The 20,096-nt window shown below is 61.1% G+C and carries 19 protein-coding genes; 10 read left to right on the forward strand and 9 right to left on the reverse strand.

The genetic code is table 11. The features are described 5' to 3' along the window. Positions 1 to 303 precede the first annotated feature (303 nt). A complete protein-coding gene (pyk, locus tag NW862_RS11710) occupies positions 304 to 2,175 on the reverse strand; it encodes a pyruvate kinase (RefSeq protein WP_414336145.1) in 1,872 nt (623 codons plus the stop codon). A gap of 169 nt (positions 2,176 to 2,344) precedes the next feature. On the opposite strand from pyk, the gene NW862_RS11715 reads away from it, so the two are divergent. Then, positions 2,345 to 2,587, forward strand: coding sequence for a hypothetical protein (locus NW862_RS11715; protein WP_414336143.1), 243 nt, complete (start codon positions 2,345 to 2,347; stop codon positions 2,585 to 2,587). A gap of 341 nt (positions 2,588 to 2,928) precedes the next feature. Here the strand turns inward: NW862_RS11715 and NW862_RS11720 are convergent, their stop codons facing one another. Both NW862_RS11720 and NW862_RS11725 read right to left on the reverse strand, forming a co-directional pair. After that, positions 2,929 to 3,675 (reverse strand): GvpL/GvpF family gas vesicle protein, encoded by a 747-nt coding sequence (locus NW862_RS11720; protein WP_414336049.1) that lies wholly within the window; start codon positions 3,673 to 3,675, stop codon positions 2,929 to 2,931. Continuing rightward, positions 3,653 to 4,774 carry a sugar phosphate nucleotidyltransferase gene (locus NW862_RS11725; RefSeq protein WP_414336050.1) on the reverse strand — a complete coding sequence of 374 codons (1,122 nt, stop codon included), beginning with the start codon at positions 4,772 to 4,774 and terminating at the stop codon, positions 3,653 to 3,655. The genes NW862_RS11720 and NW862_RS11725 overlap by 23 nt, the downstream gene beginning before the upstream one ends. Before the next feature lie 204 nt (positions 4,775 to 4,978). On the opposite strand from NW862_RS11725, the gene hisG reads away from it, so the two are divergent. From hisG to NW862_RS11740, 3 genes are all read left to right on the forward strand, one after another. After that, complete coding sequence (hisG, locus tag NW862_RS11730; RefSeq protein WP_414348969.1) at positions 4,979 to 5,704, forward strand: ATP phosphoribosyltransferase; 726 nt, start codon at positions 4,979 to 4,981, stop codon at positions 5,702 to 5,704. Between the two features lie 191 nt (positions 5,705 to 5,895). Then, positions 5,896 to 6,690 carry a photosystem II manganese-stabilizing polypeptide gene (locus NW862_RS11735; RefSeq protein ID WP_414348970.1) on the forward strand — a complete coding sequence of 265 codons (795 nt, stop codon included), beginning with the start codon at positions 5,896 to 5,898 and terminating at the stop codon, positions 6,688 to 6,690. 106 nt (positions 6,691 to 6,796) lie between these two features. After that, positions 6,797 to 7,603, forward strand: a complete 807-nt coding sequence (locus NW862_RS11740; RefSeq protein WP_414352241.1) for a class I SAM-dependent methyltransferase — start codon at positions 6,797 to 6,799, stop codon at positions 7,601 to 7,603. Here NW862_RS11740 and NW862_RS11745 read toward each other — a convergent pair. After that, positions 7,600 to 8,478, reverse strand: coding sequence for a mechanosensitive ion channel family protein (locus NW862_RS11745; RefSeq protein ID WP_414349176.1), 879 nt, complete (start codon positions 8,476 to 8,478; stop codon positions 7,600 to 7,602). The two genes, NW862_RS11740 and NW862_RS11745, sit on opposite strands and share 4 nt — an antisense overlap. Before the next feature lie 212 nt (positions 8,479 to 8,690). On the opposite strand from NW862_RS11745, the gene NW862_RS11750 reads away from it, so the two are divergent. Then, the gene (locus tag NW862_RS11750) at positions 8,691 to 9,875 is read left to right on the forward strand and encodes an NAD(P)/FAD-dependent oxidoreductase (RefSeq protein ID WP_414349175.1); all 1,185 of its coding nucleotides are present in this window, start codon (positions 8,691 to 8,693) and stop codon (positions 9,873 to 9,875) included. Between the two features lie 101 nt (positions 9,876 to 9,976). After that, positions 9,977 to 10,945 (forward strand): GDP-L-fucose synthase family protein, encoded by a 969-nt coding sequence (locus NW862_RS11755; RefSeq protein ID WP_414335395.1) that lies wholly within the window; start codon positions 9,977 to 9,979, stop codon positions 10,943 to 10,945. Here NW862_RS11755 and NW862_RS11760 read toward each other — a convergent pair. The 3 genes from NW862_RS11760 to NW862_RS11770 all read right to left on the reverse strand — a co-directional run bounded on the left by NW862_RS11760 (position 10,942) and on the right by NW862_RS11770 (position 14,214). Then, complete coding sequence (locus NW862_RS11760) at positions 10,942 to 11,679, reverse strand: DevA family ABC transporter ATP-binding protein (RefSeq protein ID WP_414335393.1); 738 nt, start codon at positions 11,677 to 11,679, stop codon at positions 10,942 to 10,944. The two genes, NW862_RS11755 and NW862_RS11760, sit on opposite strands and share 4 nt — an antisense overlap. 189 nt (positions 11,680 to 11,868) lie before the next feature. After that, positions 11,869 to 13,053 (reverse strand): ABC transporter permease DevC, encoded by a 1,185-nt coding sequence (devC, locus tag NW862_RS11765; RefSeq protein ID WP_414335391.1) that lies wholly within the window; start codon positions 13,051 to 13,053, stop codon positions 11,869 to 11,871. 9 nt (positions 13,054 to 13,062) lie between these two features. Next, positions 13,063 to 14,214 (reverse strand): ABC exporter membrane fusion protein, encoded by a 1,152-nt coding sequence (locus NW862_RS11770; RefSeq protein ID WP_414349173.1) that lies wholly within the window; start codon positions 14,212 to 14,214, stop codon positions 13,063 to 13,065. A 293-nt stretch (positions 14,215 to 14,507) separates the two neighbouring features. On the opposite strand from NW862_RS11770, the gene murC reads away from it, so the two are divergent. The 4 genes from murC (at position 14,508) to NW862_RS11790 (ending at position 18,207) form a co-directional block, all read left to right on the forward strand. Beyond that, complete coding sequence (gene murC / locus NW862_RS11775) at positions 14,508 to 16,037, forward strand: UDP-N-acetylmuramate--L-alanine ligase (protein WP_414349171.1); 1,530 nt, start codon at positions 14,508 to 14,510, stop codon at positions 16,035 to 16,037. Further along, the gene (murB, locus tag NW862_RS11780) at positions 16,034 to 16,972 is read left to right on the forward strand and encodes a UDP-N-acetylmuramate dehydrogenase (protein WP_414336521.1); all 939 of its coding nucleotides are present in this window, start codon (positions 16,034 to 16,036) and stop codon (positions 16,970 to 16,972) included. The genes murC and murB overlap by 4 nt, the downstream gene beginning before the upstream one ends. 114 nt (positions 16,973 to 17,086) lie before the next feature. Continuing rightward, positions 17,087 to 17,341: a hypothetical protein gene (locus NW862_RS11785; RefSeq protein ID WP_414335383.1), complete on the forward strand. Its 255-nt coding sequence runs from the start codon at positions 17,087 to 17,089 to the stop codon at positions 17,339 to 17,341. Positions 17,342 to 17,427: 86 nt separating this feature from the next. Beyond that, positions 17,428 to 18,207 carry a DUF3598 family protein gene (locus NW862_RS11790; protein ID WP_414427209.1) on the forward strand — a complete coding sequence of 260 codons (780 nt, stop codon included), beginning with the start codon at positions 17,428 to 17,430 and terminating at the stop codon, positions 18,205 to 18,207. Here NW862_RS11790 and NW862_RS11795 read toward each other — a convergent pair. Both NW862_RS11795 and NW862_RS11800 read right to left on the reverse strand, forming a co-directional pair. Next, positions 18,173 to 18,955: an alpha/beta hydrolase gene (locus tag NW862_RS11795; RefSeq protein WP_414427210.1), complete on the reverse strand. Its 783-nt coding sequence runs from the start codon at positions 18,953 to 18,955 to the stop codon at positions 18,173 to 18,175. The two genes, NW862_RS11790 and NW862_RS11795, sit on opposite strands and share 35 nt — an antisense overlap. A gap of 47 nt (positions 18,956 to 19,002) precedes the next feature. Then, positions 19,003 to 19,905, reverse strand: coding sequence for a ZIP family metal transporter (locus NW862_RS11800; protein ID WP_414336515.1), 903 nt, complete (start codon positions 19,903 to 19,905; stop codon positions 19,003 to 19,005). Positions 19,906 to 20,096: the final 191 nt, after the last annotated feature.

Genomic DNA, 20,096 nt, shown 5'->3' on the forward strand with positions numbered 1-20,096 from the left:
ACACTTTGCCGCTGCCCAAGCGCTCCGCGCCGCTCACGCGAACACCCCCGGCCCCTCTCCCTGAGGAACGACCCTCACCCCCGGCCCCTCTCCCTGAGGGATCCCCTCACCCCCAGCCCCTCTCCCTGAGGGAGAGGGGAGTTAGGGATAGCGATCGGCGCTGTTGGTGTGAAGGCGCCGGCGTTGCGTAGCAATAACGATGTAGAGAAACGTTTCGTTGCTATGGCGTAGCCTGCTTTTGAGAACCGCCAGAGGGATCCCGACGCTCACTTTTGGGTAGAGCGCGGGACTGATGGCTCTCCCTCAAAAGCCCAGGCCATCTGCTCCCGAAGTCACGATGCCTTTTTCTGCGTCCAGAGTGACGATGGATCCATCCCGGATGAGGCGTGTGGCATCCTTGACCCCCACCAGCACCGGCACCCCCAGCCGCAGGCCGATGACCGCCGCATGGGAGGAAGCTCCCTCTTCTTCGGTGATCACTCCGGCTGCCTGTTTGATGGCCTCCACATAGTTGGCGTCGGTAGACTGCGCAACCAAGATGTCGCCGGCGGTGATTTTGCCGGCATCGAGGCTGGATCTCAAGATGCGGGCCGGGCCGCTGACGGTGCCTTTGCCAAACCCTTTGCCCTGGGCCACCACCGCTTTCACCACATCGACCTTGATCAGATCGGTGGATCCCGCAACACCGGGCAGGGTTCCTGCGCTGAGCACCACCAAGTCGCCATCTTTGAGCAAGCCATCTTCCTGGGCCAAGCTAATGGCCGCTTGAAAGGTCTGGCGGGTTGTGGCCAAATCCATCACCAACAGCGGATGTACCCCCCAAACCAACTGCAGCCGCCGTGCTACTTCCACGTGGGGAGTTACGGCCAGGATGGGAGTGCGCGGGCGAAACTTGGAGACATTGCGAGCAGTGGCCCCCGTTTTGGTCAGGGTCATCACGGCTACGGCATCCAGCTCCTGGGCGATCTCCCCCACGGCGCGGCTGATCGAGTCGGTGATCAGGGTTTTGGGCCGCGTTCCAGCAGGACTGGCGCCATTGCTGTTGCCGTTGTTTTGGCTCAGCTCCTGCAGGGCAAGGGCGCGAATGCGTTGCCGTCGGTCGGCGTAGGTCAAGTCAAAGTAATCTCGCTCGGTGCGCACGGCAATGCGGGCCATGGTTGCTACTGCCTCGACGGGGTATTTGCCCACCGCCGTCTCGTTGGAGAGCATGACGGCATCGGTACCATCCAAGATGGCGTTGGCCACATCGGAGATCTCGGCACGGGTAGGTCGGGGGCTGTGAACCATGCTGTCCAGCATTTGGGTGGCAGTGATCACCGGGATCCCCAGAGAGTTGGCCAGGGCGATCACCCGCTTCTGTAGGATCGGCACCTCTTCCGCGGGCAGTTCCACCCCCAGATCGCCCCGCGCCACCATCACACCGTCGCTGAGAGCCAAAATCTGGGGCAGTTGCTGGATGGCCTCATGTTTCTCGATCTTGACGATGATGGGTACCCGCTTGTCGGCTGAGCCCGCAGAAGGCCTCTTGGCCGAGGCGATGAGCTCGCGCAACTCCAGCACGTCAGAGGGATCCCGCACAAAACTGAGGGCCACCCAATCCACGCCTTGGTTGAGGCCGAAGTAGAGATCTTCTTTGTCCTTTTGGGTCACGGCGCGGATGCTCAGGCGCACGCCGGGAAAGTTGACCCCTTTGCTGTTGGAGAGAGTCCCCCCGACAATGGTGCGGCAGAAGAGTTCTCCCGCCGCAGGATCCACGGCTTCCACCCGCATCTCCACTCGACCGTCATCGATGAGGATCGTCGCTCCTTCGGGCACTTCTTGGGCCAGCTTGTCGTAGGTGACCCAACTGCGCTCTTGGGATCCCAAGACAGGCTTGCTGGTCAACACAAAGGGATCCCCGGCTTTGAGGGTGATGGAGCCTTCGGCGAACTTGCCCAAGCGGATTTTCGGCCCCTGCAGGTCTTGCAAAATGGCGACCTGGATGCCCAGATCCATCGCGGTTTGGCGGATGAGGCGAATGCTGCGGCGGTGTAGCTCGTGATCCCCATGGGAAAAGTTGAGGCGAAGGGTGGTTGCCCCTTGCAGGATCATCTCCCTGAGAATGGCCGGATTTGAGCTGGCAGGGCCGATGGTGGCGACAATTTTGGTGCGTCGAAAAGAATCGCTCAAATGCATAGCAATCTTTCCAAGGGAGAGCAGCCCGGATCCTTTCCCCACACAGGGATCTGTCTGATACGATAACCCGTTCTGTCTTTTTTGAGGCCCCGCTTTTTTGAAGTTCCCGACGAGAGAGGATGGGAAAATAGGCAAAGCACAGTGTAGAGACCCGATCTGGAGTCGAGCGATGCCGGTTGCCCCTGAATATGCTTTCCCCTTCGAGCACCATCAGAAGTTCTCTCTGGATAACCCCACCATCTCTAGCCCAGGGGTTTCTAAGCGCGAATACATAGCCAGCAAGGTGTTACAGGGTATCCTGAGCAATCCCCAGACCCCCGTTGGCGATTTGTCTCCTGAGCAACGGCAAGCCTTGGCCTATACGGCGGTGTTGTTGGCGGATGACTTGTTGGCGGCTCTCGGCGCTCAGTAGAGGGGTTCTTAAGATTGCAGCGGGGTTATCCTCTCTGGTTGAGGTTTAGGCCGCAGGGGGGGTCACAGATGCTGCTACATACAAGGATCCCTGCTTGAGCCCATCCATGAACCCCCTCACCCCCGGCCCCTCTCCCACCCTCACCCCCAGCCTCTCTCCCTGAGGGATCCCCTCACCCCCAGCCCCTCTCCCTGAGGGATCCCCTCACCCCCAGCCCCTCTCCCTGAGGGAGAGGGGAGTTAGAGCGGCGCGTTGGCGACAGCGTTGCGGAGCAATAACGAGGTAACCAACCGTTCCATCGCCATTGGACTGGATTGAATGACCATAAAACAGAAAACATGTCAAAGCTTGACGAAATTGTAAGGAGCGGTGAAGTTGTTGTAGCGAATGCGCAGCCGCCCCTGAAAGGTCTGGTCTAGCTCCTCCACTTTTTGGGCAAAAGCTGGCTCATCTTCCCAGTTGATCAAAAATGAGCCGTTGTAGGCCATGTTCTCCGTGAGCAGATCGCCTTCCACGCGGTCGCTGGCCAGGGGGCTGAGGGCCGCCGTGAAGGTTTGGGCGATGCGCTGACGCCGCTGCTCCAAAAGCTGCTCCAGAGCCCGTCCGATCTCGACTACCGCATCCAGACCCAAAGGGGCGCCGACCATCTCGTCCCGCCGGGCTTTCAGGGCGGGGTTTTCCTCCAGCCCCAATTGGAGCTCTTGCTGGGGATCCCAGAAGACCTTTACCCCCACCTCCCGTTTGCCCTCTAGGCGCTGCAGCAGGGTCAGCAGATCGGCCAGGCGCGGTTTGACCAGATCCTGCTCCACCTGATCCCAACTGCTCACCACCAGGCCAAATTGCAACGGCAGCAGGGCGCGGTGTCCCTCGTTCATCACGGTTTCTAGGACGGCTTCGTGGGCCAGCAGATTGGCCCGGCTGGCCAAGTAGCGCTCCTGGCGGGCCTGGGAATAGAGAAAGGCCAAAGATCCCAGCACGTGAACCCCCACCGGCTGCTTGTCCAGCCCCACCACATTCAGGTGGCGCGGGCCGGGGGCAGCAACGATCCCGTAGAGATAGAGGGCGCTATTGGGATTTGCCGTTGCCATGGCTGCGGGCATCTCCGATCAACCAGGTGAGGTTGGACTCTTCCGTGTCGATGGCATTGCCATCGGAGGAAATGCAGTAGCGACCCATCACCATCTGGTGGCGCAGCGTCACTCCTGCGGCGATTTGGGTGTAGTTAAAGATGAGGCTGCCATCCAGCGTACACCCTTCGTTCAACACACAGCCGTAGCCAATGGCCGTGGGGCCGATGAGCTTTACCCCATCCGCCAGGTAGGTGCTGGCCCCGATGTACACCGGTGGCTCAATGTGGATGCGATCCCAGTTGGCGCGGATGTTGATCCCTGTCCAGACGCCGGGCCGAATCTGGATCCCGGGCACCTTGACGCCTTTGATCTCGCCGCGCAGCACCTTCTGTACTGCCAGCCAGTAGTCATGGGTACGGCCAATGTCCACCCACTGGAAGTCGGCCTTGAGGCCGTAGAAGGGGGCGCCGGCTTTCACCAAGGCGGGGAAGAGATCGCTGCCGATGTCATAGGGGCAGCCGGGGGGGATGTAGTCCAGGACTTCTGGCTCGAACACGTAGATGCCGGTGTTGATGGTGTTGCTGAGGGCCTCTTCCTGCCTGGGCTTTTCTTGGAAGGCGGTGACCCGGCCCGTCTCATCAGTTACCACCACTCCGTAGCTGGAGACTTGGCTGGGATCCACCTCTCGCAACACCACCGTGGCCAATGCCCCCTTAGATTTGTGAAAGTTGACCACCTGGGTCAGGTTGAGGTCGATCAGCGCATCGCCGCAGAGCACCACGAAGGTGCTGTCAAAAAAGCCGGAGAAATCCTGGATCTTGCGCATGCCACCGGCGGATCCCAGGGGTTCGGCCACCGGCTGGCCGTTCTCGAAGTGGCCCTCGAAGGAAAAGCCGATGTGTACTCCCCACTGCTGGCCATCGCGAAAGTAGTCTTCGATCTGGTGAGCGAGGTGGCTGGTGTTGATCATGATCTGGTCGAAGCCATGTTCCCGCAGCAGCTCCACCAAGAACTCCATGACCGGCTTGTGCAGAATCGGGATCATCGGCTTGGGCATCATGTAGGTGATGGGCCGTACCCGTGTCCCTTTGCCGGCTGCCAGGATCATGGCTTTCATGCCGTCCTCTCTCCTCCGGGTTCATCGTGTTTTTATCATCCCAGGATCTGCGTTCTGGAAAACATCTGCCGAGTCTACCTCGCCGGCAAGAGGTCAGTTCCCTACAATTGAGGACGCAGGATCCCTGGTATCCACTTTCCTTCTTTAACTAAGCAGCATTCCCACTGCCCTTGTCCTTTTGCCAGAAGGGATCCCTAAGTGCCTATGTTGACAGCCACCAGCCCTCGGCCAGCTCCGAAGCCCAATACCCCGACGATCACCATTGCTCTGGCCAAGGGAGCCTTGTTGGCCGACGCTATCCGCTGCTTGCAACAGGTGGGGATCGATTTCAGTCGCTTTTTGGATCCCGGCAACCGCCTGCTGCGGATTGAATCGCCCACCCAGCTCAACGGGCAACGCTACGAGGCGCTGCTGGTGCGCAACCACGACGTGCCGGTGTACGTGGAATACGGACAGGCCGAACTGGGCATCGTCGGCTACGACATCTTGCGAGAGCGCTATGCCGGCAGCGAAGCGCGGGTGGCCCACCTGCTGGACCTGAAGTTCGGCTACTGTCGCATGTCGGTGGCCCTGCCCCAAGATAGTCCCTACACCTCGGCGGCCCAGTTGCCTCCCCATGCCCGCGTGGCTTCCAAGTTTGTCGGCTGCGCCCGCGAGTATTTTGACCGGTTGGATTTGCCGGTGGAAATTATCTCCCTCTACGGCTCGGTGGAACTGGCTCCCCTCACCGGCATGGCCGATGCCATTGTGGACTTGGTGGCCACCGGACGCACCCTGAGGGAAAACGGCCTGGTGGAACGGGACTGCCTTTTCGAGAGCACCGCCCGCCTGATCGCCCATCCCACCAGCTACCGCGTCAACCAACAGCCCATCGGCGAGCTGGTAAACCAGATTCGGGAGCGCTGGCTGGGATCCCTGGGCCCGTTCTGAGGTGGCCGCGAAAGGGTCTCACCCCTTTCTGGCCATCTGGCCGACTTTCCCTAGAGGGTGGGCAACTGGACTTGGCCAAGAAACTTCTGCGGGCTCAGCCAAAGAGGGGATCCCTATTGCGTACAATAGGGGCATTCAGGCTTATTCTCCCCAGCAGCATTGAGATTAAAACAGGTTTTTCGAGGTTGCTTATGCGGTACCGTCCACTACTCGCCATCCTGTTGGCGCTCTGTTTGAGCGTCTTTGCCCTGCCGGCGGCGGCTGCTAAGGCCCCGCTGACCTACGACCAGATCCGCAACACCGGCAAGGCCGCCATTTGCCCTTCCGTCTCCGACAATGCCCGCGGCCGCATCGAGGTGCCCAAGGGGGGATCCCTGAAGCTGACCGATGTCTGCTTCCAGCCGGTGCAGATTGAAATCGAAGAGGAAAAGCGGAACGGGGAAAAAGAGTTTATCAAAGCCAAAAACATCATGATCTCGGCGGCCACGCTGGGGCCGATTAAGGCCGAGGTCACCCCCAAAGACGGCGCGCTGGAGTTCAAAGTGGTGGATGGGATCACCTTTCAGCCGACCACCGGTCAGTTGCCCCGCCGCGAGCGGGTGCCGTTTCTGTTCAGCGTGAAGGACTTGGTCGCCACCGCCCAGGGAGCCGCCATCGACCCTTCGACCGACTTTGAAGGCGAGTTCTTGGTGCCCGGCTACCACAGCAGCACCTTCCTCGACCCGCGTGGGCGCGGCTCCAACGCCGGCTACGACACAGCCGTGGGGCTGCAGGCGGCCAAGGACGACTTCGCCACCAACCGCAAGGTGGACGAGGTTTCGCAGGGGAAAATGTCGCTGCGCATTGCCCGCGTGGATCCCAGCACGGGTGAGATGGGCGGCTCCTTCGTCAGCATTCAGCAGTCCAGCACCGAGCAAGGGGCACTGGAACCTCACACCGTCCGCGTCCAGGGCTTGTTTTACGCCCGCCTGGCGCAGGAGTCTTGAAGAGAGCCAATTTTGGGCTTGAGAGGGGCAGGGATCCGGTCGATTCCTGCCCATTCTTGTTGATACTCTGTCTGTCTCGGTTTGCCCGTTGGGGAAGGGGGCAGTGATGGCGGGATCCCACAGCGTTTGTTTTGATCGGGCTGCCGACTTTTACGATGCCACCCGCAGCTTTCCTCCGGCTGTAGAGGAAGAGATCGCCGATGCCATCTTGGCGGCAGTGGGAGCCACTCCTGAGACCCATTTTCTTGAGGTGGGCATTGGGACGGGACGGATTGCGCTGCCGCTGATTCGGCGCGGCTGCCCTTACACAGGAATCGATATTTCCGAACGCATGCTGGCGGTTTTACGGCGCAAAATTGAACAAAGCCTGGGCCAGATGCCGCCGCAGGTGCATCTGCAGATGGCCGATGCCACCCAGTTGCCTTATGGGGATCGCTGTTTCGATGTGGTGATCACCGTGCATGTGTTGCACCTCATCCGCGAGTGGCAACAGGCAATCGCCGAGATCCGGCGCGTGCTCAAGCCAAGTGGGGTCTATCTCTACGGCTACGGCGAGCGGGTGACGAGTGCCCGCCACTCCTTTGAGCTGCGATGGGCCCAAATTCTGGCGGAGCTGGGATTTGAGCCACAACAGGTGGGGGCCAATGCCGAGCAGGTGGAGGCGTTTTTGTGGGCTCAAGGGGCCCATGGGCAGCAGGTAACGGCGGCAGAGTGGCAGACGACCTTCACTGCCCAAGCCTTGTTTGAGCAATACGCCCAGCGCTGTTACAGCAGCTCCTGGTCGGTCCCAGAAGCGATCTTTCAGGCGGCCATCGCCCGCTTGCAAGCCTGGTTTCAAGATACCTATCCCAACCCCAATGCGGTGCTGCTGGGGGAGAGCCGGTTCCAAATGCTGCTGGCCCGCTATCCCTAGGCGGCTCTGGAAGTGGGGATGCGATCCTGAAAATCCTGTTGGTCGAACAGGTACACCGTGCGAATCGGGTAGGGGATGACCAATCCGGCCCGGTCGCAGGCCTGCTTAAGGGCGATCATCACCTGGGTGCGGACGCGGCGCACCTCCGCCTTGCGGGGCCGAGTCCAGTAGCGCACCACACAGTTGATAGAGCTGTCGCCAAAGCCGACGATGTCCAGCTCAAAGGGGGGCTCCGCCAGCACCCCCTCAACTCCCTGCACGGCTTCCCGCAATACCTCCAGAGCTTTGGGCAGGGGTGTGTTGTAGTCGAGGCCAATCTCCAGATCGGTGCGGCGAAAAGGGCGATCGGTTAAGACCGTGATCGGGCTGGTAAACACGATGGCATTGGGGATCACCACCCGTTCTCCTTGGTAGGTGCGAATCTGGGTGGAGCGAATGCTGATTTCTTCAACTGTACCTTCAAAATCTCCGACGATAATCTGGTCATTGAGTTGAAAAGGTTCGTTCAAAAGCAGCAGCACGCCCGCCAGGAAGTTCTTGAAAATATCTTGAAAAGCAAAACCGATGGCCACCGATCCTAACCCCAACAGCCCGATCAGATCTCCCAAGCGCAGATCTGGGAAAGCCACCACGCTGGCTGCCAGGATCCCCACCACCCAAGCACCCACTTGGCCGATCTGCACCAGCAACAACTGCAGAGAAGGGCTGGAGATCCACCGATTGGCTGCGGATCCCAGCAGGCGCCGCACGGCCCGAACGCCATAGCGGGTGGCCCAGAGGATCACTGCAGCAATCAAGAAGCCCGGCAACAGCTCGATGCCTCGCCCCACCATCTCCAAAAGACTGCGGTTGATGGTTTGAAGTAGTTCGTTCATATCTTTGCCCTTGCTCCGCTATCGACCACGATGAACGCCAGATCACTCTATAACACCGTTGAACTGCGGCGGGAACACTCAATTAGGACTCAGGGAGGCCCTCTGGGGGTTCCTCCTCAGCTAGTATCCGCCACCGCTGAGGTTCTGCTGCGCTTGCTACCCTGAACAGAGCCACTCTGCCGCAAGATGAAGTTCAGGGTAACGAGGGCAGCATGGCCAACTACGACTGGATTGTCATCGGCGGCGGGATCACCGGAGCGGCCTTGAGCTACGAGCTGGCCCGTCAAGGGGGATCCGTTCTCCTCATAGAGAAGGAAGCGCTGCCGCCCAGTGCCACGCGCTACAGCTACGGTGGCCTGGCCCATTGGGCGGGGAAAACCCCCCTGCTCAAAGCTTTGGGGGAAGAAGGGATCCAACGCTACCGCATCCTGTCAGAGGAGCTGGAGGCGGATATTCACTTTCGCGAGCTGGATCTGCTCCTGCCGATTGCCCCTGGCCACCAGCTAGAAGCTGTCGAAGCAGATCTGGCCGACTGTCGCATCCCACCCCGGCGGATTTCTGTAGAGACGGCCTGTGAGCTGGAGCCCCTCTTGCATCCGGCGGCCCTAGAGGGTGTGCTCTGGGCCCGGCATGGCCACATTCACCCCTGGCTGACGACGCTGGCTTTTCAGAAGGCTTTCCACCGCCTGGGCGGATCCCTGCTCTTGCAAACCGTGACGGGCCTGCGGCGACAGGGGCAGCACATTACGGGCGTGGAGACCGATACAGGCTTCTATGGCGCAGCCCAGGTGGTGGTGTGCGCCGGCGGCTGGACGCGGGCTCTGTTGCGCCAGGCCGGGATCCGGGCCCCTATCTACTTCACCCACGCCGAATCCCTCGAGCTGAAGCCTGCAGAGGTGCGGTTGAGAACCATCGTCATGAGCGCGCCCGTGCGGCGTTTGGAGCTGGAGCGGCAAGCGGCCCACCCCGACCGGGATCCCTTTTGGGATGAGCCGGGGCAGGAGCTCTGCCCGCCGATTTTGGATGTCGGGATCCTGCAATTTGTGGACGGCAGCATTCGCCTGGGCCAGATCAGCCGGGTGCTGACGGATCCCATGGCCGAGGTGGATGCCGCTGCCAGCGAAGCCCAGATCCGGGAACAGGCCGGTCGCTACCTGCCCCAGGTGGCCCGCCTGCCCGGGCGGTGGTATCACTGCTTGGTGGCCTTCAGCGCCGATCACCAGCCTCTGGTCGGATCCCTGCCCGGCTGGGAAGGCCTGCAACTGTTTTCCGGCTTCAGCAACCCTTTGGCCATCGTGCCAGCCCTGGCCCGTCGTTTCGCCCAACAGGCTTATGGACAAGTGGACGAATGGATCCCTGCTCTGTCTCCGGGGCGGTTTGTCCAGGTTTTGAGTTGAATACCTTGCCTGTCGATTGTCAATGGCCATCGCCGAACAGCTCTGAGATACGGCTATCCCATCTGCCGCATAATGGAAGCCGGGGATTTTCCGCGTCGGACATGATGCTCAACAGTGTGCCCAGTGCCATCGATCTCAGCCAAAAGCGCATCTTGCTCACGGGGGGCAGCGGCTTTTTGGGCAAACATGTGCTGCAGCAGTTGCAAGTGCTGGGGGTGAAGCCGGAGCAGGTGCGGATCCCGCGCTCCCGCACCCACGACCTGCGCCGCTGGGAAGTCTGCCAAGAGGTGGTGCAGGGGCAAGATATCGTCATCCATTTGGCGGCCCACGTGGGCGGCATCGGCCTCAACCAGGCCAAGCCGGCGGAGCTTTTCTACGACAACCTGATCATGGGATCCCAGCTCATCCACGCCGCCTATCTAGCTGGGGTGGAGAAGTTTGTCTGCGTGGGCACCATCTGCGCCTATCCCAAGTTCACCCCCGTCCCCTTCAAGGAAGAAGATCTCTGGAACGGCTACCCGGAGGAGACCAACGCCCCCTACGGCATCGCCAAGAAAGCCCTGCTGGTGCAACTGCAGGCCTACCGGCAGCAATATGGCTTCAACGGCATCTACCTCCTGCCGGTGAACCTCTACGGCCCCATGGACAACTTCGATCCGGAAAGCTCCCACGTGATCCCGGCCTTGATCCGCAAGGTCCACGAGGCGCAGCAGCGGGGCCAGAACTACGTCGAGGTGTGGGGAGATGGCAGCCCCACCCGCGAGTTTTTCTACGCCGAAGATGCCGCCCGCGGCATTCTCCTGGCCACCCAGCTCTACAACAGCTCCGAGCCCCTGAACCTGGGCACCGGCGAGGAGATCTCCATCCGAGATCTGATTGCCCTCATCTGCGAGCTGATGGAGTTTCGGGGCGAGATCCGCTGGCAAACGGACAAGCCCAACGGCCAGCCGCGCCGCTGCCTGGACATCTCCAAGGCCCGCGAGAGGATTGGTTTTGTGGCCAAGGTGGGGCTGCGGGAGGGGCTGCAGCGCACCATCGATTGGTACCGCCGCCACGCGCCAGCCGGCTAGGCGACAACCTGGCTCTCCAGACGGCCATCTTCCATGTGCAGCACCCGGTCGGCGATGTCGAGGATGCGGTTGTCGTGGGTCACCATCAGGATGGTGCAGCCCTGCTCCCGCGCCAACTTCTCCATCAGGGTCACCACCTCGCGGCCCGACTTGCTGTCCAGGGCTGCCGTCGGCTCATCCGCCAGCACCAATTTGGGGTGGCTGACCAGGGCCCGCGCAATGGCCACCCGCTGCTTCTGCCCACCCGAAAGTTGTTCGGGGTAGTAGTGGACGCGATCCTCGAGACCCACCGCCGCCAGCATCGCTTCCGCCCGCTCTTGGGCTTCCTGGGCGGAAAGGCCGTTGTGCAGCTCCAGAGCCATACGCACATTTTGGGCTGCCGTCAGGGAGCGCAGCAGGTTGTGGGCCTGGAAGATGTACCCCACCTGGCGGCGGATCTGGATGAGGGTGTTGGGCTGGGCGCCCCGCAGCTCCTGCCCCAACACCCGCAAGCTGCCCTCCTGCACCGAGCGCAAAGCTCCCAGGAGCGTGAGCAGCGTGGTCTTGCCGGAGCCGGAGGGGCCGGTCAACAACACGATCTCCCCCGGCTGCAAAACGAAGTTGATGTCAAAAAGCACTTGCTTGCGCAGGGATCCCTCGCCGAAGTAGTGGTTCACCCCTTCGGCTTTGACCACCGGCTCAACGGCATTTTGGGTGGAGGCGAGGGCGGCTTGATCGAGAAGGGAAGGCAGCATAGGGAGCTCAAAATCTCAAACAACTTGGGTTGACAACTTATCGTGGGCCATCATGGAAACTGCCGCGATTGAACCATCCAGAAACCTTTGGCCGGAGATCATTGAAAGGATCCCAGAAGTTTTGGGCAGTTGAGTTCAAGCCATTCAACAATCCATTTCCTCTCCCCCATGCAACGCCTTGCCAAAACTTTAGAAAATATCGGCGGGATCGGCTGCCCGCAGGCGCCGCACGGCAATAGCTCCTGAGATAAAGCACATACTCACCGCCAGGAGCAGCACCAGCACCGCCCGGTTGAAGGTCATGGCAATTGGCAGCAACGTGGCATTGGCCGTCAAATCGTAGAGCAAAACCGCCAGGGCAAAAGCGGGAATATATCCCAGACCGGCCAGCAAAATAGCTTCTTGAAACACCACCCCCAGCAAGTAAGTATCCGTGTAGCCCATGGCCTTAAGGGTGGCATATTCCGCCAGGTGATCCGACACATCGGTGTAGAGGATCTGATAGACAATCACAATGCCGACGATGAAACCCATGGCCACCCCCAGGCCGAAAATAAAGCCGATGGCCGTGCCCTCCTCCCAGTAGCTTTGCTCCATATCGATAAACTCTGCCCGCGACAGCACCCGCACATCCTCCGGCAGCAAAGCCCGCATCTGCTGCACCAACGGCTGGGGATCCACCCCCGGCTGCAGTTGCACCACACCGATATCCACGAGGCCGCGCTCCCGCTGGGGAAAAATGCGCAGGAAGTTGAGGTCGCTGGTGAGGATGGTGCCGTCGGCGCCAAAGGTAGCCCCCATCTCAAACAGACCCCCCACCTGGACGCGGCGGTTCCCCACCTCGGTAAAGACCTCTCGACCGGACTCAAACCATTCCGGGATGGGGCCAAACTCGCTGCGGGAGCGGCGGTCGAAGAGCACCACGTCCGCCTTCTTGATCTCCTCCAACTTGTCGGGGGTCAGCTCCGGCAACTCCAGCAGGTCGGCAGAGGGATCCACCCCCACCACAAAGATGCTGCGGGTGCGGCGGGTCTGGGGGTTTTTCCAGAGGGCAAAGCCCACATAGACGGGCGAGATGGCCCGTACCCCCTCAAAGCCCAGTGCCTGGTACAGCCGCCGCTGGGAAAAGGTGTTCATGGCAATGAGGGCGTTGGACTGGGGGCTGACCAGGAAGATCTCCCCCTTGAGGGCGACATGGAAGCGGATGGCGCTCTCCAGCAGGCTGTCTTGGAAGCCCAACTGCATAAACATAAGGATGCAGGCAAAGGCAATGCCCGCCAGGGCCACCAGCAGGCGGATCTTCTCCCGCGTCAACTGCAGCCAGGCCAACGGGATGCGGCGCCCGATAAACGCTACGCTGAACAGGCCGGACATCGTCCCCCCCTACCCCTCGACCTCGATGGCCACATCCACTTGCAGGTTGGTCAGGCCAGCCACGCGGGCGCTGCTTTCCGGATCCAGGCGGATATACACCTCCACCACACGGGCATCCACATCGGCGGCGGGGTCGGTGTTGAGCACGTCTTTCTTGCCGATTTGCAGGCCCAGGCGCTCGACCCGGCCCTGCAACGTTTCTGGCAGCGCGCGGTTGCTGATGGTGGCCCGTTGTCCGGGCCGCACCCGCAGGATGTCGGTTTCGTAGACCTCCGCCACCACCATCATCTGGTCGGTGTTGCCCAGCTCGAGGATCCCTTTGTCGGCAGCGATAACTTCCCCAGGATGGGTGTGGATCTTGAGCACCTGGCCGGCCTGGGGGGCGCGGATGAGGGTGCGCTCCAGGCGGGCTTCTGCCAGCTCCAGGTTGCGGGCCAGGGATCCCAGTTGCACTTGCGCTTGGGCCCGCCTCAGCCCTGCTTCAGCGGCTTGCACCTGGGCTTGGGCGTTGCGCAGATCCCGCTCGCGGGCCAGGCGCAGTTGATCCAGAGTGGCCTCGGCAGCCCGCAAGTCCTCCTGCCGTTGCCGCACCAGCAGAGCCTTCTGGTCTAGCTCCTGCTGGGAGATAGCCCCCTCCTGCCACAGGGTCTGAAAGCGAGCCAGGTTGGCCTCAGCATCGGCCAGCTCCGCCCGAAGGCGCTCCACCACCGCCTCTTGGGATCGGATCTGCAACTGTTGCGGTTCGTCTAGACGGTTGAGGCGGGTGCGCGCCTCTTCAACTTGGGCTTGGCCAAAGCGGGTCTCGGCCTCTAGTCGGGCGCGGGCTTCTTGCAGTTGGGCAGCAGCATACTCCCGCTCCGCCAGGCGCTCGCCATAGTTTTCCAGTCGCGCCAGCACTTGGCCTGCCACCACGCGATCCCCTTCAGCCACCAACATCTCGCCCACCCGCTCCCCAGGGGGGCCGGCCACCTGCACCACTTCTCCTTCCGGCTCCAGGCGCCCCAGGGCGCCAATACGGGGGGGCAGCCGGATTTCCACTGTCGCCTCAGCATTTTCTGAGATGGACTGAGTGGCTGCCTGCCGACTCAGGCCCAGCCAGGCTAGGCTGGCACAGCCCAGCAGCGCAGCTCCCGCCGTCCACCAGAGCACCCGCCGATTCATTAGTTCCCCACTCGCTTTGGTTCCGTAGTTGGGCACCGCAAACGTGCAAACGGTTGCTGTGTCGCCAATTCTTTAATAAATGTAAATTTTGCGAGCTGAGGATGTCCAGGTTTTTCCTGGGTGCTTGCTTTTGTTTTTTTTCCTAAATCTGGGTTGATCTGTCGGCCTTCGGCAGCCCTCAGGGGCAAAAGCTACCTAGCCGTAGGAATTCCTGATATGATCTGCCCTGTTTGGTGCCTCTCTGCAGGTGCCGATTTTTTGGGTGTGGTGGCAAGGAGTGAGGTGGAGTTGCGATGGTGGAGACAATTGGAGGAGGGGATCCCGTCACGCCGTCGCCGGTTCATTCTCAGCCTTTGCTCCCGCATCGGGATCCCTTCAATCCCCTGCTTTCCACTTATCACTTTGTGGGCATCGGTGGGGTGGGGATGTCGGCTCTGGCCTACATTTTGGCCAAGCAGGGGTTTCGCGTTTCCGGCTCAGATATTGCCGCCAATGGCCGTACCCGTCGCCTGGAAGCCTTGGGGGTACGCTTTATTCAGGGCCACACTCTAGAGGGTTTGGCCGGGGATCCCCAGGTGGTCTATTCCAGCGCCATCCGCCCCAGCAACCCGGAATTGGCAGCGGCTCTAGACAAGGGACTAAAGGTTTGGCATCGAGCTGATTTACTGGCCGCCTTGTTTAACCATCGCCCCAGCATCGGCGTGGCGGGCACCCACGGCAAGACCACTACTAGCAGTATGATTGGCTACATGCTGCTGGCGGCGGGCTGGGATCCCACCTTGATTATCGGTGGGGAGATGGATGCCTGGGATGGCAACGCCCGTCTGGGCCAGGGGGAATATTGGGTGGCGGAGGTGGATGAGTCGGATGGATCCCTGGTGCGGCTTTACCCCAAGATTGGCGTGATCACCAACATCGAGCTGGATCACCCCGATCATTACGCCAATCTGGAGCAGGTAATCCGGGCCTTTCAGCAGTACGGGCAGCAGAGCCAAACCCTGGTGGCTTGCCTAGATTGCCCCAACGTGGCCACCCACCTGGCGGTGGACATTGGCTACAGCCTGGCCGGCCATCCCCAAGCCCAGTACCAGGCGCGCGAGATCGTCTGCGCCGCGGATTTTACCTCCGCCGAGATCTGGGAGAGGGGATCCCTCCTCGGCCAGCTCCGCCTGCAGGTGCTGGGATCCCACAACCTCAGCAACGCTTTGGCCGCCGTTGCCGTCGGGCGGCAGTTGGGCCTGGAGTTCCCCGTGATTGCCTCTGCTCTGGCCCAGTTTCGGGGGGTGCAGCGCCGCTTTGAAGCCAAGGGCGAGGTGGGCGGGGTCACCTTTATCGACGACTATGCCCACCATCCCAGCGAGGTTCGCGCCACGCTGCGGGCGGCCCATCTGCAGCAGCGGCGGGTGGTGGCGGTGTTTCAGCCTCATCGCCACAGCCGCTTGGCCGCCTTGTTCCAAGATTTTGCCCGCTGCTTCGAGAATGCAGATGTGGTGGTGATCGTGCCCACCTATGGGGCCGGAGAAGCGTCCCCTGAGGGCTCCGATAGCTTGCGGTTAGCCGTAGCGGTGGCGGAGCACCATCCCCAGGTGCGCTACGTGTCCTCTTTGCCGCAATTGCCGCAGGTGTTGGCCTCTGTTTTGCAGCCTGGAGATCTCGCTATTTTTTTGGGCGCAGGTGATCTCAATCAGCAGATAGCCGCTACGATGCGGGCCTATGCGGCTCGGGTGGGGGAACAGCCTCTGGCAGACTTGGGGGAGAAATTGCCGGGGCAAGCGGAGAATGGGATCGGGGAGATGGGGGCTTCTGAGGTATTGGCATCATGACTACAGCTCCCTGCGTGCCCAATACCTCCAGCGTTGCCCGACTCTCTGGACGGATGCAAGCGGCGATCCCGTTGGCCCCTCTGACCAGCTTCCGGGTGGGCGGCAAGGCGGAGTGGTATTGCGAGCCGCACAACAATCTGGAGCTGCAGCAATGTTTGGCCTGGGCGCGGGCGCAAGGGATCCCTGTCACCCTGTTGGGGGCGGGCAGCAACCTGCTCATCAGCGATGCTGGCCTGCCGGGGCTGGTGATCCACACCCGGCGTTTGCGCGGGATGCAACTGTTGGAGGGGGGGAGGATCTGGGCCGCTGCCGGAGAACCTTTGGTTAACCTGGCGCGGGCAGCCGCCAAGCGGGGCTGGAGCGGCTTGGAATGGGCCATCGGGATCCCGGGCACGCTGGGGGGAGCAGTGGTGATGAATGCCGGCGCCCACGGACGCGCCATGGCGGACGTGTTGGTGGAAGTGCAGATTTTGGATGAAGAGCAGGAGCCCTGCCGCTTAGAACCTGTCGATCTGCAATTTGGCTACCGCCGCTCTCGCCTGCAGGACTTGCCCTGGACGGTGACGGGGGCAACGCTGCAGTTACTCCCAGGCCGGGATCCGGCCCAGGTGCAGTGGGAAACCCAGCGCAACCTCAACCAGCGCCTCAGCTCTCAGCCCTATCATCTGCCCAGTTGTGGCAGCGTCTTTCGCAACCCCGAAACTTATCCTGCCGGCTGGTTAATTGAGCAGACCGGTCTAAAGGGCTACCGGATTGGTGGGGCCCAGATCTCCGAGCGCCATGCCAATTTCATCCTCAACTGTGGCCAGGCCAGCGCCAACGACATCTACCGTCTGATTTGCTTGGCCCAAGAAAAGGTTTATCAACGATGGTCGATACTTCTGGAGCCAGAAGTGCGCATCCTGGGATCTTTTGACGATCCTTTGATGAGCTAATTTGGCCTGCTCCGTTTGTTTCTTTGATGATTTGATGATTCTGGTCTTACACTGTTCTCACCAGTCCTTGATGGATCCTCGTTGATTACTTTGCGTCGGCTTATGAGTCAGGATATGGCTACTTTACGTCGTTTAATTCGACGGCTCAATCAGTCCCACACCACCGCAGAAGAACGCCGCTATTTGGTGGAGATCGGCAGTTTGGCTGCCTTGCTCAGCGGGGAAGAAGCGGCTGCCTTGGCTCAGGATCCCACACAGCTCAGCGCCGAGCAGCACTATCGCATTTGGGATTGGGTGCGTCGCTGGGAACGGGAACACCGCCACGAAGACCTGGACTGGGATCCTACTTCAGACCGGCACAACGACTAAAACTCGAAAGGACTCCGCCCGCTACGGGATCCCGGATAGGATCTTAGGACAGAAGCCATCTCCCCAGTCTTACGTCACATGGCTTTATGAAAACCCAGAGACAATGTCTGGCCCTGCACCTGGGAGAATGGCACGGCCTGTTTTGCGAGTATCGACCCACCGCCCACGGCTGGGAACTCGTGGGCCAAAAGCGCAGCCTCATCACCTTTGAGGCTTTGGATTTGGGTGCGATCCGCCAAACCAATGCCTACTATCCCCCGCAGGGATCCCCCACCCCAGAAAGCCGCCAGAGCTGGGTCTATGAGGATTTCTCGCCCGGCTTGCGCTTTTTTCCCGATGGCTCCTTTTCCAACGGGCGGCTGCAACTGGCGCCATTTGGCGATTTTGCCGTCGAGCAGGGCTTCCTCTGGGGGGATCGCAAGGCGCGGCTGGTGCAACAGTGGGACGCCCAGGGCCGCTTGGTGGGGGTGACCGTCATCTTGGAGCGGCGCGGCCAAGCGCTGGATCTTGCTGCCGACTTTCCCTCACTTACCAAAGCGCAACTGGGCCTGGCCCTGCAAGGGCGATGGCGGGGGATCGCCCAGAGCTTTTCTGCAGTTGATAGCCTGCCCAGCGAAACTGAAGTTCAGTTTTGGGGGGAAGAGGAAACAGGGATCCGGGCTCCCTTGCCGGGGGGGCTGTGGATTGGCGGGCCGGATCCCTTGCCCATCCCCACCCTGCATCGGGATCGCCGCTTTTCCGTCAGCCTAGGCTGGTTTCCGGAAGGGCCGGAAGGCCGCCACCTGCTGCGCCTGGTGCGGGACTACGACGAGGGCGGCGCCTGGCAACGGGTTACGCTGATCCGGCTGGAACGGGATCCTGGGTGAGAAAGGCGCAAACCTGGGCAAACACCGTCTCCCGCTCACAGTCCAACGTGAGAATGTGGTCGGAGTGCTCCAGCCAATGCAGGCTCTTCTGGGCGGATCCCAGTTCTTGATAAAGCCACGCTGCTTGTTCAGGATCCACCACCGTATCTTGGCGCGGTTGCAGGATAAGGGTGGGAACTTGGATGCTGGCTACTTCCCCCCTGACCCGCTCGATAAGCTCAAGAGCGCTGCGCACTGCCGTCAGATGGAAGCTGTGAAAATAGGCCACTTTTTCTGCCAGCGCGCGGACATCGCCATCCCGAATCGGCAGGCGGAAGCGAGGGACATCTTCCAAGAGCCAGCCCAGGCTGTTGAGGTACTGCTCTGGGCGAAAGAGATAGTACCAGTGGTGGCGAATGGCAAAAAACGGCGCCAGCAGCACCAATTTGTGGACAGGATGGGCAAAGGCCAGGTGCAACGCCAGCAGGCAGCCGGTGGAAAACCCCACCAGCGAAACACGCGGGTACTCCTGCCGCAGGGCTAGGTAATGTTCCAAAACCCGCCCGTACCAGTCGGTCCAGCGGGAAGGGGGCATGCGGGGTGCTGGACGCTCGTGGCCAGGGTAGTTAAACCCCTGCACCGTCAGGCCGGCTGCCAGCAGCCGCTCCGCCAGCCACTGCAACTCGTAGACACCACCCCCTAACCCATGGAGCAGCAGGCAGGCGTGCTCCCTTGATCCCCGCCACAGAAAAGGCTCGTTGCTCAGCATCAAAACCTCGTGTCAAGACTTGACCCAGGTCAGGACAGGATCCCTTTTTAACCCAGAGCAATATCCAGCAGCAGCATCACCACAAACCCACTGAGAACGCCAAAGGTGCCCTCCCGCTCCAACCCCCGCCGGTGCGACTCGGGGATGATCTCATCTGAGATCACAAACAACATCGCCCCGGCGGCAAAGGCCATGCCCCAGGGCAGCAGGGACTGCGCCAGAGAAACCACTGTCGCTCCCACGATGCCGCCGATGGGCTCCACCAGCCCGGTCAGCAGAGCGATGGCAAAAGCAAATAGCCGCGAGTACCCCTGGCCTGCCAGCGACAAGGCCACCACCAGCCCTTCCGGCATGTTCTGCAGGCCGATCCCCAGTGCCAGCACCAACCCATCGCCGACTTGGCCGGTGGCAAACCCCACCCCCACTGCCAGGCCTTCTGGGAAGTTGTGCAGGGCAATGGCGATGATAAAAAGCCAGATCCGCTTTAGATGGGCGCGGTTCTCCCCTTCGATCCCTTTAAAGAAGTGCTCGTGGGGAAGAAACTGGTGGGCACTCTCCAGGAAGATCGCCCCCAGCAACAGGCCCGCCACCATCACCACGGCCGCCCCCAACTGGGAATATCCCAGTGCCAGCGCCGCCTCGGTGCCCGGCACCAGCAGCGAAAACGAGGTGGCGGCCAACATCACCCCACCCCCAAACCCCAGCAGGATCCCTTGCACCCTCTCCGAGAGTGAGGGGAGAAACAGCGCCGGCAAAGCCCCCAGCCCCGTCGCCAAGCCAGCCACCAAGCTGGCCAGGGATCCCGTTGCAATAGGATGCACAAGCCACTCTCCGTCAAGGACAAACGCCTCTCGATTCTCCCCTTTTTCCAGCGGGCTGGGAAATTCCCAAAAGAACTTCCCTTCTACCCGCTTCTTTTTCTCGACAGCGGCTCCGGTTAACGGAAACACCACTCAATTCACTGGAGGAAAGTAGCTGGGGGTGGAGCCTGCACAGTTACTATCCCTGTAAAAACGGCAGTGGCCTTGGCACCAGCCGGCACCTACTCCTACCCCAACTCCCCAGTCACGTTGAACAGCACGCAGGCGGCTCCTGTTCAGGCCGGGCCTGTTACTTGGACAGTGGTGGTGAACTAGTCCTT

The sequence above is a fragment of the Synechococcus sp. H55.8 genome (assembly GCF_047462375.1).
Lineage (GTDB): Bacteria > Cyanobacteriota > Cyanobacteriia > Thermostichales > Thermostichaceae > Thermostichus.

What these genes read in the sequence shown, in the direction of transcription:
- NW862_RS11795 (WP_414427210.1), bottom strand. Translation starts at nt 18,955, where the DNA reads ATGCTGAGCAACGAGCCTTTTCTGTGGCGGGGATCAAGGGAGCACGCC.
- NW862_RS11790 (WP_414427209.1), top strand. Translation starts at nt 17,428, where the DNA reads ATGAAAACCCAGAGACAATGTCTGGCCCTGCACCTGGGAGAATGGCAC.
- NW862_RS11785 (WP_414335383.1), top strand. Translation starts at nt 17,087, where the DNA reads ATGGCTACTTTACGTCGTTTAATTCGACGGCTCAATCAGTCCCACACC.
- NW862_RS11770 (WP_414349173.1), bottom strand. Translation starts at nt 14,214, where the DNA reads ATGAATCGGCGGGTGCTCTGGTGGACGGCGGGAGCTGCGCTGCTGGGC.
- NW862_RS11715 (WP_414336143.1), top strand. Translation starts at nt 2,345, where the DNA reads ATGCCGGTTGCCCCTGAATATGCTTTCCCCTTCGAGCACCATCAGAAG.
- pyk (WP_414336145.1), bottom strand. Translation starts at nt 2,175, where the DNA reads ATGCATTTGAGCGATTCTTTTCGACGCACCAAAATTGTCGCCACCATC.
- murB (WP_414336521.1), top strand. Translation starts at nt 16,034, where the DNA reads ATGACTACAGCTCCCTGCGTGCCCAATACCTCCAGCGTTGCCCGACTC.
- hisG (WP_414348969.1), top strand. Translation starts at nt 4,979, where the DNA reads ATGTTGACAGCCACCAGCCCTCGGCCAGCTCCGAAGCCCAATACCCCG.
- murC (WP_414349171.1), top strand. Translation starts at nt 14,508, where the DNA reads ATGGTGGAGACAATTGGAGGAGGGGATCCCGTCACGCCGTCGCCGGTT.
- NW862_RS11760 (WP_414335393.1), bottom strand. Translation starts at nt 11,679, where the DNA reads ATGCTGCCTTCCCTTCTCGATCAAGCCGCCCTCGCCTCCACCCAAAAT.
- NW862_RS11745 (WP_414349176.1), bottom strand. Translation starts at nt 8,478, where the DNA reads ATGAACGAACTACTTCAAACCATCAACCGCAGTCTTTTGGAGATGGTG.
- devC (WP_414335391.1), bottom strand. Translation starts at nt 13,053, where the DNA reads ATGTCCGGCCTGTTCAGCGTAGCGTTTATCGGGCGCCGCATCCCGTTG.
- NW862_RS11725 (WP_414336050.1), bottom strand. Translation starts at nt 4,774, where the DNA reads ATGAAAGCCATGATCCTGGCAGCCGGCAAAGGGACACGGGTACGGCCC.
- NW862_RS11755 (WP_414335395.1), top strand. Translation starts at nt 9,977, where the DNA reads ATGATGCTCAACAGTGTGCCCAGTGCCATCGATCTCAGCCAAAAGCGC.
- NW862_RS11740 (WP_414352241.1), top strand. Translation starts at nt 6,797, where the DNA reads ATGGCGGGATCCCACAGCGTTTGTTTTGATCGGGCTGCCGACTTTTAC.
- NW862_RS11735 (WP_414348970.1), top strand. Translation starts at nt 5,896, where the DNA reads ATGCGGTACCGTCCACTACTCGCCATCCTGTTGGCGCTCTGTTTGAGC.
- NW862_RS11720 (WP_414336049.1), bottom strand. Translation starts at nt 3,675, where the DNA reads ATGGCAACGGCAAATCCCAATAGCGCCCTCTATCTCTACGGGATCGTT.
- NW862_RS11750 (WP_414349175.1), top strand. Translation starts at nt 8,691, where the DNA reads ATGGCCAACTACGACTGGATTGTCATCGGCGGCGGGATCACCGGAGCG.